Below are 12,748 nucleotides of genomic sequence, written 5' to 3' on the forward strand. Positions count from 1 at the left end.
ATCCCTCATTCAATTTGTTTTGAATTTATCTTATTTTTTATAAAGTGCAGACTTAAACTCATATTCATAGGACGTGTAATACAGCTGGATAATTTCTTCTGCCGTCGGTACAACCGGATGGTTAGCAGGACTTCCGCTTTGAATCGCATCCGCTGCCATTTTCTCAACAGCCGCGTAAAATAGCTGGCGATCAATGCCCCACGATTGAAGATTAGGAATCTCTAAGTCGATACAAAGCTGCTTGATGGCTTCAATTAACACATCTGCTCCTTCTTTTTTTGTATATGATACGTTCGGAAAAAGAGCTTGTCCTATTTCACCTAAACGATCGATTGAAGCCTCTTTTGTATAGTCCAAAACCGCAGGCAGGAGCATCGCGTTAGAAATACCGTGTGGCACATGGAATAACGCGCCAATAGGTCGTGACATACCGTGCACTAGAGCAACGGATGAATTTGAAAACGCCATCCCCGCAAGCATAGAAGCATAGGCCATTTCGTTTCTTGCTTGAACATTTTCTCCATTTCTGTACACAAGACGAATATTTTTCATAATTAACTCAATTGCTTGAAGCGCAAGTGAATCCGTAAAAGGATGTGCTTTTTTAGACAAATACGCTTCGACCGCATGACTGAGTGCATCAATTCCTGTAGCTGCCGTTACGTGTTTTGGACATGATAGAGTTAATAACGGATCAACAATGGCTGTATCAGGCAATAATTGAGGCCTTGCGAGCATCATTTTTACATCGTACGCCGTGTCTGTAATAACCGTCGCTTTCGTCACTTCTGAGCCCGTTCCGGCAGTCGTAGGCACGGCAACCAAAGGAAGAGGACTACCTTGAAAATCTTGTTGATTTTGAAAATACGTTCGTAGATGCCCTTCATTTGTCATCATAATGGCAACCGCTTTTCCAGTATCGATACAGCTGCCTCCCCCTAAGGCAATAACCACATCGCACTGCTCCGTTTTACATATGGCAAGCGCTTCATCTAGATGAATATCTGTCGGCTCTGAATTTACGCCTGTATACACGGCACAGTCCATGCCAGCCTCTGCTAAGTAACGACGACAAGTTTCTACATTGCCTGCTTTCGCCATAACGTCATCACTTATAAGCAATGCCTTTGTCCCAAGCAGTGCAGCCTGCTCTCCAATTTTAGAAAATGATCCTTCTCCATATAAAACCGTGCGTGGTACAAGTAGTTCATAAATTCCCACTGTTTTTCCCCCTTTGTTATCTCGCTGACAATCTCTCCTTCCGTATTTTCATGCTGACTTATGTAAGCGATTTCATTTATTTGTGCAAAAAACCAACATGAACTTCGTTTTTCTCCCCTATTTATTCTCTTTTTGTATACCCCTTTCCTCTTTCATTCTAAAATTTCATCTTATATTTTTCAATCTTTTTTTGAAACCTTTTAAAAATTACAAAAAAAGCCAGAGGTATTCTCTGACTTTACCATTTAAATAAACTTTTGAACAGTATTATTTCGATTTAATTTATAGATCGATAGCAGGAAAAAAACGAGTGCAAAAGCTAGTAAAATGCTGATATTTAACCATAGGCTGCTTAATGCAGCTCCTTGTTGAACACTTTTCAACGTGCTTAATACCCACGTTTGAGGAAGAAAGTCGGCTATTTTCTGCATCACATCCGGCATAAATTCAGGAGGGAAAAAGCACCCTGACAGTAAACAAGTTGGCGTAATAATAAGCGTTTGAAGGCCGTTTGCCGCTTTTGAGCTTTCTGTAAAAGCAACGATTACAAGCGACAAGCCGATGGCTACTAGCCCAAACAAAACTAAAATAAAAAATAGCTGCCACACAGGAATGTTCATATCTACGTGAAAAAGAGTCGTAATACAAACAAGTGTAATCATTACTTGCAAAGTTAATAAAATCATATTTGTCATAACATTAGATATCACGTATTGCCTTGCGCTGACTGGCGAAGCTAGCAGTCTAAAATACGTGCGCTGCTCTTTTTCTTTTGTGATAAGAGCCGATAGATTTACGGCAGAAAAAAGCATAAACATAATTAAATACCCAATTGTCTGCTTGACAATGTTTTGATCGGTTCCTTTGTCTTCAAGTGCATGCGTGGAGACGTGGAATGGCGCTTTTTGATAACTCTCATACATTTGTTTAAACGCAGCGTCATTGCCGCCTGCTGCTTGATTAAGCGCAGAAACATTATCAATATATTGATACAAATAAGACTTAATAAAGCCCGTTACTTCTGCTCCTTTTATCGAAGTAATCGTAATATGATCTGGTTTGTTCGCTTTGACGCTTTCAGAAAACCCTTTTTCAAAAGTAATAACAGCATCAACTTTCTTTGACGTAATCTCATGATCCACTTCTTTGTCAGTGAGCATTTTAACATTCGTTTTATGCAGCCCTTTTAAAAACTGAACGGTGTCTTTTGAGATATCCGTTGAGTCGTGATTGACAACTCCGATATTCACCGAAGTCCCTGCTGTATTTCCATAAATAAGAACGGACATCAAAATACCTGCAATAGGCAAACCAATAACAAGCACAAGCGTCCTTTTGTTTCTAAGCAGCATATTTCTCAGCATATTTGTGACAAGCCACATGATATTTTTCATGTTATAACCCCTCTCTTTTTCTCAAAAGCACAATGGCTGTGCCCAAGAATAAAATAGAGAAGCCTACATTCAACCCGATAACTGAAAGAGAAGCGCCGATATCATTTGTATAAATCAATTTAATAAGTCCATTATTCATCCAGGTTAAAGGTGATACATTGACGAAGCCTTCTCCAGATCCATTTTGAAAATAGGTTCCTCCCACAATACACGACACTTGAATAACGACCATAATAATTGCTCTTGACGCCGCTTCCGTCTTCGTAAGGTAGCTAACTCCTAATCCAAAGCTAATGGCAAAAAGAATCTGAGATACTAACATTACGAGTACTAAGAGTAAATGATCTCCCCAATTCGCATCAAAAAAATATTTAGTCGACATAATGACCACTAATACACAAATGGCGTGAACCAAAACAGTGCCTAAAATTTTCCCGACAAAAATTTCAGCGGTTTTAATCGGTGCGGCTACTAATCGAATTGCTGTATTTCGCATACGCTCTCCTCTAATTAAATAACTCGCTGAGATAGATCCGTACAAAACAATCATGGTGGTCATTGAAATAGCGTAGTAGTCTATTGAATTTGGCTGTTTTTGAGAATGAAGGGATGTTTCTTGAATATAGTCATGCTTAGACGCACGCAGCAGGTTCTCGACTTGCTGAGGATTTACTTTGGCCACTTCCATAGCCACGTTATACTTATCAACAAATGTACTTAACATACCTTGCACCACGTTAAATTCAATGCTGTTTTCTTCATTTCCGTAGAGATTAATGCCTCCGTCTTTCACTTCTACATAAGCTGTATAATGCTGCTCTTTTACTTCTTTTTTTCCATCTTGATCTTTTTTCAACGCTTTAAAGTGAATGCCCGATTTTTCTGCATGTGCAGCAAACTGCTTAAATGCGGCAGATTGTTCATTACTCGTATCGATTTTATAGAGAACATAGCTATCGTCTATCGTCATGTCGTTATTAAAGGCTTGGGACAAAGCTGTTCCTAAAATAAGGACAAGAGCTAGCGGAAAAAGAATCATAAAGATAAATGCACGCTTATCTCGCAGATCACTTTTCATTTCTTTCAAAGCAATTGCAATAATATTCATTCGTTATTCCTCCTTTCTTTTATAAATCTCTTAGACTGCGTCCTGTGAGCGTCAGAAAGACCGTCTCTAAATTTGGTGCTTGTTCTTTAACTGCTTTAACTTCGATATGATGCGTCATTAAATAATGAATGACCTTGTTTAAGTTATTCACTTCGGCGCTTGAATTAATTTTAATGATTCCATCTTCATACGTAACGGCTGTTACGCCTGGAATTTCCTTTAGACCGCTGCAATCTATATCGTCTGCTTCTTTTACTTCAATCCAAATATCTTTTGTATCGGTGATAATCGCTTTCAGCTGCTCTTTTGTTCCTTCAGCAATAATTTTGCCGTGATCAATAATTGCAATTTTTGTACATACCTCTTCTACTTCTTCCATATAGTGACTCGTATAAATGATTGTGCTTCCCATTTCATTTAGCTTTTTTACAGATGTTAAAATATAATTTCGCGACTGAGGATCAATGCCAACCGTCGGTTCATCCATAATGATCAGCTTAGGGCGATGAGCAATTGCGCATGCGATATTTAACCTTCTTTTCATTCCTCCTGAAAAGCTTTTCGGATACGCCTTTTGTTTATCTAAAAGCCCTACAAACGCTAAAGCTTCTTCGACTCGTTCGCTAAGAAGTGATCCTCTTAATCCGTAGAGTCCTGCAAAAAACTTCACATTTTCATAGGCTGTCAAATCTTCATAAATCGCTAAGTCCTGCGGAACAATTCCGATGTTCATCTTTGCGAAATTTCGGTGTTTCTTTATATTTTTCCCAAGTACTTCAATATCGCCGCTGTTGCTTTGAAGAAGACTAGCTACCATATGAATCGTTGTGCTTTTTCCTGCTCCGTTTGTTCCTAAAAACCCAAATATATCTCCTTCTTCTACTTGTAAAGATAAATTATCTACCGCAATAAAATCTCCAAATTTCTTTGTTAATTTTTGAATGGATAATACGTTCATCATTTCACCTCTAGTGTGTTGGTATATCCTTATTTTATGAAAAAAAGGCAAACTTACGTCAGTGCATAAGTTCACCTTTTCCCCATGAGAAATCTCATTATTTACGTATGAAGTTTCTCACCTATCGGCAGCAGTGTGGTAACAGAAAATCCGTTTGCTCCGTCAACAATCACCGTTCCGTTAATGGAAGCAGCGCGCTCTTCCATTCCTGCTATGCCAAGTCCTTTTTGAAACAAGTGAGCGCCTTTCCCATTGTCTTTGACTTCTACTTTCACCATTTTATTTAGTACGTGAAGCTCAATGGCAATCATCGTTGCTTCTGCATATTTTAAAGCGTTTGTAATAGCTTCTGTTATATTTTCATGAATAATTTTCCACTGAATAGGCGTGATAAGATCTAAATTCCCTTTGTATACAAGAGGCATTGCGATACTATGCTTAGCCTCAAATTCACCAATAAATAATTTAAGACGGCTGATTCCTATTTGCTCAGCGGGAGGCTTTATACTTTTTAACGTTAACCTAATTTCTTCAATGCCTTCTTTCGAAATTGTAATCGCATTTTGAAGAAGAGACAGCGCTTTTTCCTCGTCTTGCTTCATTACGTGCTTTGCTGCCTCCATTTGAATAAGCGCTCCTGTCATTGAATGACCAATCTTATCATGAATTTCCTGCGATAGTCGATTTCGCTCTTCTAATTTTGAAGCATATTGAGACTGTCTCACATACTCTTTATTTTCATTCACGTGCTTTTGCAGCTTTTGCATACTTACTCTCATTTCATCAAGCTTTTGTTCATAATTGATTGTCCGCTTTTGATAGAGAGCTGCTCCTGTATAAATAAAAAAAGTAAACGCAGCGACTAACACATACAGAGCTCTAATATCAGAGGGAACTAGCAGCACTGGAAGCAATACAAGCAGCACCATCCATTTTTTTACGACTGATTCTCCAATAAGCTCACAAAGGTTTAGCGGCAAAAGAAGAAAAAACAAAGGATGAAGTTGATACGCACAATATAGAATAAGGACAATTGAAAAAGCAATAAGCATGCGCTTGAACGCGCTCTTTTTCACAATAGACGCGGCGATATTAACACAGCTGTAAAGAAGCAGTGCTAACACAATAGCTGAAATCGAGTGTACATAATTAAACTGAATGTACGTAATAGCCAAAAACAGTATGAGGATGAGCTTGGTCATCATTAATCCGACTTCCATAGTCCTACTTCCCTTTACCGGTTAAATAGTAAATAGCAATTTGAGTACGGTGCTCAAGTCCCGTTTTACTTAAAATCGAACTAATATAGTTTGCTACGGTACCTTCTGAAATAAAAAGCGTTTTAGAAATTTCTTTATTTGAAAGCCCCTTGGCAATCAGTGTCATAATGCTTGTTTCACGCTCGGTAAACTGTGTCATATCCGCTTTTGACTCGCGCTCAGTTGCAGCGTTTAAACTTGATTTAATTTTATCAAGCACAACATCTTGCAGCACCGTATGTCCGTTGAACACGCTTTTGATTGCGTCTCGAATGCGCTCTGGCTCTGTATTTTTTAACAAGTAGCCTTTAGCTCCGTTTTTTACAGCATCAATAATATATTCATCGTCATCAAACGTAGTTAAAATAAGCGGCTTTGCTTTCGTTGACTCTGAAATAAGCTTTGTAGCCTCTACACCGTCCATAACAGGCATTCTTACATCTAACAATGCAATATCGACGGAGTGATTCTTGCAATATTGAACGGCTTCTTGACCATCTTTTAAAGTAGCGACAACGTCGAATTCCTCGTATGTATTTAATATAATTTTCATTCCTTCTCGAATAAACGAATTATCATCTGCAATAATAATAGTAATTTTCATTTCTGCAAGTGAGAAGATCTCACTTTTTTTCACATCCTTTTTTCACATCCATCTGGATGCTTCTCATTTATTGTAGCCATAATAAACCAAAAGTTCAATGCGATAGTTTGCAGTCTTTCTAAACACTAAAAAAGAGCAAACCTCCGCAGGTTTACTCTTTCGTCCTGTTACTTCTGAGCTAACTTAATCATCGTCTCTAAAAGTACGTTTACACCTTTTTCGCATTCTTCCCAAGGAGTGAACTCTTCTTCACAATGACTTTTTCCGTTTACGCTCGGAATAAAAATCATAGCCGTCGGAATATAGCTAGCTAAAAACTGTGCGTCATGTCCAGCTCCGCTGACCATTCGCTTGTAGGAATACCCTAGCGAACGAACCGACTCTTCCACTTCATCACAAACCGTTTTATCAAACCACACGGTATCGCGTCCCCAAAGCTTGGTCACCCGCACTTCGCACCCTTCTAACAGCTCCGCTTGATCAGGCAGTGATTGAATAATTTTTTCCACGGATGCAATGACATCTTCATCCGTATGTCTCGCTTCAAGCGAAAAAATCACTTTATTTGGAATAACGGTATGAATATTAGGCAGTACGTTCATACGCCCCATTGTATAGACTAAATTTGAATCCAATCTGCCGAGCTCATGACGAGCTTCAGCAATCAGGTTATTAGTTGCAAATAGCGCATCTTTCCGCATATCCATCGGCGTCGTACCGGCGTGATCTGACTCCCCCGTAACTTCAATTTCATAGCATACCATTCCGAGCACGCACTCGACTACACCAATTGATTTGGCTTCTCTTTCTAAAATAGGCCCTTGCTCAATATGTAATTCTACAAATGCCGATGCTTCAGTAAGACGGTTACTTCTATCGCCTTCATATCCGCATGATTGAAGGGCTTGCTTAAACGTCACGCCGTCAACATCTGTCTTCTTCATCATAACGTCTTTTTGAAACTTGCCCGATAAAATACCTGAAGCCATCATAGAAGGCTCAAAACGCGCTCCTTCTTCATTCGTAAAGTTAACAATCATAATCGGCACCTTCGGCTTAATATTATGTTCAACCAGCGTCCTTACTAACTCTAACCCTGCAACTACACCGAGGATTCCATCAAACCTTCCGCCTTTTTTTACGCTGTCCATGTGTGAGCCAATCACAACAGGCGGCTTATCTTCTAGCCCTTCAAGCGTGGCGTAAATACATCCAAGGTCATCGATTTTAATATCCATTCCAAGATCCCGGCAGCATGAGCAAAAATAATCTCGTGCTAGGCGATCTTCTTCTGACAGCGCTAGGCGGGTTACACCGTTATTAGGTGTTCGTCCATAATCGGCAAATCGTTCAAGCGTATTTTTTAACCTTTCTCCATTCACTGCTACTTTTTGTCGTTGCAACTCAACCACTCTCCTCATTATTTGGTTATAAAGTGCGTCTAAGATGCTGTGTTAATGAATATCATTCATTATGACATAAAATAGGCGATATCACTTGAAGTCTGTTAGAACCCCTTCCATTGTTTTTGTAATGAAAGTGCGCAGCTTGCCTTATGTATCTATTAGCTTCAAAACGTAAATTTCCTGCTTTTTTCTATGAATAATGCACGCGTTATTTATGCATTTTTATTATAAAAATAGCGATAGGTTTTTTTCAAAAAAAAGAGAATTAGTTATTATACTAACTCTCCTCTACACACTTACTTTTTATTTGCTTTCTTCGCAATCGCAATCATTGTAGCCAAAACACCAACTGTAATAATCACAATAGCAATTACGGCAGTGGTAATAATAATTCCTGATGTCACTTCTGAAACACCCATTAGTTTACGTTCTCCTTTTGTGCCTGACCTATTTATCTAAATCAGCATATTGATCGATTTATTCCTATTATATACGAACTTGTAAAGCGACGAAATATGTGACACATAATTGACATACTGTTTATATGTTTTCTTTTAATTCTACGTTTTATTTAAGAAAATACGGGAATAATTCAAACATATATAAGAAATACTCTTTATTTCTTTAAAGAAGTATTGTAATATAAATGTAACAATTGTAATATTAACAGCATGAATGTTACATATATTTCAATGAATGAGTAGGAGGGAAATGGAAATGAAAAAATTTGGAATAATCTTAGCATCACTTGCTCTTTTCTTTTCACTAAGCACAGGAGTTACAGCTCAAGCAGCATCACAAAATCTATCAACGACTAATGCGGTAAAAATTGCAGCAAACGCAAGCAACCATTTCTGGAATGCACTTCATGGATCTAAAGGTAATTTATGTACTCAAAAAACATTTAATTATAAAGGCACTCAGTACTCATATCTTTGTCAAGATTTTAATACAAAAAGCAAACTAGTAAGCTACTTATCTGAAACGTTTACAAACAGTGCTATTCAAAAAGGATTAACAAATTATCGCTACATCACATATAACGGAAAGCTTGCTCGTCCTGTCGGTGACGGATTCAGCATGCTAGAGTGGAACAAAGCAAAAGCAAAACTAACTTATCAGCGCGCCGATGTTCGCTCTTATCAATTTACGGTTCCAACAGTTGACGGAGGAAGTGTAAAACGCACCGTTACATTTTATAAATCTGGTTCACAGTGGAAAGTAAATAAGTTTGATGCTGTACTATAAGCAATATAAAAAACAAGGTCTTCTAAGGCCTTGTTTTTTTATGCTCTCTCTTCCGCTCTTTATTAAAGAAGTTTCACTTTATTTTCACCAACTCCCCTTATAGTATGGAGACACACTACTACTTATTCGATACATTGTCATCGGAGGATTTTATATGAACATACTACAAAAAAGAACGGCTTTTATCGTAACGGCAGCTTTTCTTTTAGCATTTGTTTTCAGTATCGTTTCACTATCACACTATAAAGGAGAAGAACATTTATTTTCAATTCAAGAAAGTCATCAGTTAAAAAAGATTACGAATGGTATATCTGTTCTTGATAATAACTCAAGAGATCATCGTCTTCCTTCAGGAAACGGTCCTGCTTCACCCAGCAATTCCGGAGAACACGTAACGCCTTTTCATAATCTATCTATGGATAACGGTGCCGGAAGTCAAGGAGCTAATAAAGACTATGAAACGCCGCTAGCTCTTTATACGGTGGGCTTTTTTATAGCAGCAGCTTTCGTTTACGGATTAGTAAAGAAAAAGAAATGGCATCATTCGATAGGGCATTCTCGCGTTATTTTATGGTCATTACTTGGCACTGGACTATTTATCCGGATTGCACTGATTCCGTGGGTAGGCTCTCATATGGATGCGTCGCTTTTCAAAAACTGGGCATCGGTTGCGGCTAATCATTTTTCAAATTTCTACGCTAAAAGCGAAAGCGATTATCCGCCGTTTTATATTTATATCTTGTTTATCGTTGGGAAAGTTGGCAGTTTACCGGATTTTCAGCAGTATTTTTCGCTGTTGATTAAAATTCCGCCTATTTTAGCAGATGTTGTCACATCTTATTTACTCTATCGTTTAGCTCGTAAATACTTGGCACCTTCTTTTGCATACCTGTTAGCAATTGGGTATTTATTTAATCCGGCCATTTTAGTTAATTCAACGTTTTGGGGACAAGTCGATTCATTTTTCACTTTACTTATTGTCCTAGCCATTGTAATGATTACGGAAAAACGAATTTACGCGTCGGCCGTTATTTTTACAGCAGCGGTCTTAATGAAGCCGCAGGCGATTATTATCCTGCCTATTTTGTTTTTCGAGCTCATTCGCCTGAAGCAAGTGAAGCATTTCTTCGGCATTGCTTTAACGGCGGCTTTCACTGCTGGGGTGATTTTATTGCCTTTTTCAGTCGGAAAAAGTCCAACGTGGATTATTGATTTATTTTCATCCACCATTGGAGAGTACCCGTATGCTTCTGTTAACGCCTACAACTTTTATAGTTTAATAGGCGCAAACTATAAAGACAGCTCTGCAACGCTGCTGTTTTTCAGCTATCATACGTGGGGACTTATTTTTATCGTCGCGACAACTATTTTTTCTTGGCTTATTTATATAAAAGGACGGAGCTTTAAATACGCCGCTCTTGCAGCGCTTATTCAAATTTCAGGGGTATTTACGTTTTCTTCAAGCATGCATGAACGCTACTTATTTCCAGCAGCAGCGCTTGCTTTAGTGGCTTATATTTATTTAAAAGACAAAAACTTGCTTTACTTATCCCTTGGATTTAGCATCAGTATTTTTATGAACACTTTTTTTGTTTTATACGGCGACAGCAATATGCAAAACAGCACTTCATACCCGTTTTCTATGTTTGCTACGTCGATGCTAAACGTTTTGCTTGTTGTTTATTTAGTAAAAGTTGCTTGGAATTTAGTCCAAAAAAGTACGGTTTTAAAAACGGCATAATACAAAAAGCTCAGTGAGTATGATTGATCACTGAGCTTTTTTACATAACAAGCGACATGCCTGGCGCGTCTTCTTCTCTTTCTTGAAATCCTAATTTTTTATAAAAATGATGCTTTCCTTTTGCTGCAAACAGCTGAATCGATTCAATTCCGCTTTCTTGGCATTTCGTCAACAGCTCTTGAATAATTTGCTTTCCAAGTCCTTTGTTTTGGTACGAGGGATCAACCATCACGTCGCAAATAAGCGCTTGGTAAATTCCGTCTGAAATCATACGACCGAATGCAATCAATTGTTCATTATCATAAATACCGACTCTAAACCAGCTGTTGGCTGCCGCTTCAAACAGCTGTTCTTTTGTATAATTGCCTTTTTTACTTTTATGTAATCCGCTCGCTTCATGCAAAGCAGCAAACTGCTCAAATAACGGAACCTCTTTTTTTATTACGTAAGACACGTTCATTCTCCTCTCAATACCGTTGCTTTCTATATTATATTTATACATCAAAAAGAATAATAATTCAACATTTTTATCTAGTTATCTTGTTACCCTTTCTCCAAATAAAAAAACTGCCAAACGGCAGTTTTTTAGGCTTGTGCTGATTTTTTTCGTTTTTTAAGATCAATTCCTGCAATAATAAGCAAAATGATTCCAAGAGCGATCATGATTTTACTCACTGTTTCTACCCATTCCGGTGCACCTTCAGCAAGTAAAAGTGAAAATCCAATGATATAAACCGGAAACCCAACGAGAGCCCAAGGGGATTTCACCTTCTTTGTCTTCATATATAGGATCTCCTCCTTCTTTACAGATTCCATGTAGGCTGTATATGATGAGTTTATCAGAAAAAATTGGAAACGACAAAGGAGATAAACGCATGCATACGTTGCCTCAAACATTTTGTGATACAATTACTCACCTTCACTCTCATAAAGGCCAAAAGTGGCTAACTGACTTTCCTCAGCTGATTCGCTACTGCGAACAGCGATGGCATATCACCATTCACAGTCACTTCCCTCTTTCTTACCACTTTGTTGCTCCTGCGCGCAAAGCAGATGGAAGCGAACTAGTTGTAAAACTCTTTGTAGAGCCTTCAGAGCTGCTTCATGAGCAAGAAGCACTGACAGCAATAGCTGGTGAGAACACGGTAAAAATAGTGGACAGCGATGCTGAAAAAGGCATTTTACTGCTTGAAAAGCTATCTCCCGGATGCCCGCTTTCCTCTTTATCAACTAAAGAAGAGGCTGCGTTAATCGCTGCTCGGCTCATGAAATCTCTGTGGCGCATGCCTCAATCAGACTCCACTATCGAAGAAACAGCCGTTAAAAGAGAGAAGCAGCTTCGAGAGTATACACAAATGTATCCAAGCGGCATTGATTTTCTTTCTTCCGAAACGCTTCAACACGCGCTAGCCGTTTTCTCTGAATTAAACCGGACTTCTCAGCAGCTTTTTTTGCTTCACGGAGACTTGCATCATGATAACATCTTACAGTCTGGTGAAGCGTGGAAAATAATTGATCCAAAAGGGTTAATTGGAGAAAAAGAGTACGAAATTATCCCTTTTCTTTTAAATCATCTGCCTAAGACAAACGTAGCAGAGACAATTGACCATCGAACCAATATATTTGTAAAAGAACTGAACGTAAGTAAAAAACGCATTTTACTGTGGGGATACGCTCATTCTGTATTAGCCACTTGCTGGTTAATAGAAGACCGCCAAGACACCGCTTCTTTTTTACGTGCTATAGAAGCATTTCAGCACTTATTTAAGTACTATTACGGGCATAAAAAATAAGAGCCGACATTTGGCT

Annotated in this window: 13 protein-coding genes; 3 read left to right on the forward strand and 10 right to left on the reverse strand. The window is 38.4% G+C overall.

Annotated features, from left to right (window positions below; translation table 11 throughout):
- Positions 1 to 30: 30 nt before the first annotated feature.
- From ACH0CI_RS21285 to ACH0CI_RS21320, 8 genes are all read right to left on the reverse strand, one after another.
- A complete protein-coding gene (locus tag ACH0CI_RS21285; protein WP_154991247.1) occupies positions 31 to 1,221 on the reverse strand; it encodes an iron-containing alcohol dehydrogenase in 1,191 nt (396 codons plus the stop codon).
- A 245-nt stretch (positions 1,222 to 1,466) separates the two neighbouring features.
- Positions 1,467 to 2,615, reverse strand: a complete 1,149-nt coding sequence (locus tag ACH0CI_RS21290; RefSeq protein WP_033579192.1) for an ABC transporter permease — start codon at positions 2,613 to 2,615, stop codon at positions 1,467 to 1,469.
- 1 nt (position 2,616) lies between these two features.
- The gene (locus tag ACH0CI_RS21295) at positions 2,617 to 3,723 is read right to left on the reverse strand and encodes an ABC transporter permease (protein WP_335706593.1); all 1,107 of its coding nucleotides are present in this window, start codon (positions 3,721 to 3,723) and stop codon (positions 2,617 to 2,619) included.
- 19 nt (positions 3,724 to 3,742) lie between these two features.
- Positions 3,743 to 4,681, reverse strand: coding sequence for an ABC transporter ATP-binding protein (locus tag ACH0CI_RS21300; protein ID WP_335706594.1), 939 nt, complete (start codon positions 4,679 to 4,681; stop codon positions 3,743 to 3,745).
- Between the two features lie 101 nt (positions 4,682 to 4,782).
- On the reverse strand, positions 4,783 to 5,901 hold the full coding sequence (locus tag ACH0CI_RS21305; protein WP_335706595.1) for a sensor histidine kinase: 1,119 nt from the start codon (positions 5,899 to 5,901) through the stop codon (positions 4,783 to 4,785).
- 4 nt (positions 5,902 to 5,905) lie between these two features.
- Entirely contained in the window at positions 5,906 to 6,544 is a 639-nt protein-coding gene (locus ACH0CI_RS21310) for a response regulator (protein WP_028408271.1), read from the reverse strand.
- 167 nt (positions 6,545 to 6,711) lie between these two features.
- Positions 6,712 to 7,947 carry a Zn-dependent hydrolase gene (locus ACH0CI_RS21315; protein ID WP_406902226.1) on the reverse strand — a complete coding sequence of 412 codons (1,236 nt, stop codon included), beginning with the start codon at positions 7,945 to 7,947 and terminating at the stop codon, positions 6,712 to 6,714.
- A gap of 299 nt (positions 7,948 to 8,246) precedes the next feature.
- Complete coding sequence (locus tag ACH0CI_RS21320) at positions 8,247 to 8,369, reverse strand: hypothetical protein (RefSeq protein ID WP_013057357.1); 123 nt, start codon at positions 8,367 to 8,369, stop codon at positions 8,247 to 8,249.
- A 292-nt stretch (positions 8,370 to 8,661) separates the two neighbouring features.
- Here ACH0CI_RS21320 and ACH0CI_RS21325 point away from each other — a divergent pair, with 292 nt between their 5' ends.
- Both ACH0CI_RS21325 and ACH0CI_RS21330 read left to right on the forward strand, forming a co-directional pair.
- Positions 8,662 to 9,198 (forward strand): IseA DL-endopeptidase inhibitor family protein, encoded by a 537-nt coding sequence (locus tag ACH0CI_RS21325; protein ID WP_014459798.1) that lies wholly within the window; start codon positions 8,662 to 8,664, stop codon positions 9,196 to 9,198.
- 154 nt (positions 9,199 to 9,352) lie between these two features.
- Positions 9,353 to 10,939 (forward strand): MptA/MptB family glycosyltransferase, encoded by a 1,587-nt coding sequence (locus tag ACH0CI_RS21330; RefSeq protein WP_406902227.1) that lies wholly within the window; start codon positions 9,353 to 9,355, stop codon positions 10,937 to 10,939.
- A 40-nt stretch (positions 10,940 to 10,979) separates the two neighbouring features.
- On the opposite strand, the gene ACH0CI_RS21335 is transcribed toward ACH0CI_RS21330, so the two are convergent.
- Together ACH0CI_RS21335 and ACH0CI_RS21340 are read right to left on the reverse strand one after the other, a co-directional pair.
- Positions 10,980 to 11,393 (reverse strand): GNAT family N-acetyltransferase, encoded by a 414-nt coding sequence (locus ACH0CI_RS21335; RefSeq protein ID WP_033579196.1) that lies wholly within the window; start codon positions 11,391 to 11,393, stop codon positions 10,980 to 10,982.
- Between the two features lie 131 nt (positions 11,394 to 11,524).
- Entirely contained in the window at positions 11,525 to 11,722 is a 198-nt protein-coding gene (locus ACH0CI_RS21340) for a hypothetical protein (protein ID WP_034269118.1), read from the reverse strand.
- A gap of 47 nt (positions 11,723 to 11,769) precedes the next feature.
- On the opposite strand from ACH0CI_RS21340, the gene ACH0CI_RS21345 reads away from it, so the two are divergent.
- Positions 11,770 to 12,732 carry an aminoglycoside phosphotransferase family protein gene (locus ACH0CI_RS21345; protein ID WP_335708245.1) on the forward strand — a complete coding sequence of 321 codons (963 nt, stop codon included), beginning with the start codon at positions 11,770 to 11,772 and terminating at the stop codon, positions 12,730 to 12,732.
- The last annotated feature ends 16 nt before the right edge of the window (positions 12,733 to 12,748 follow it).

The organism is Priestia sp. 179-F W1.4 NHS, from assembly GCF_045369295.1.
GTDB lineage: Bacteria > Bacillota > Bacilli > Bacillales > Bacillaceae_H > Priestia > Priestia zanthoxyli.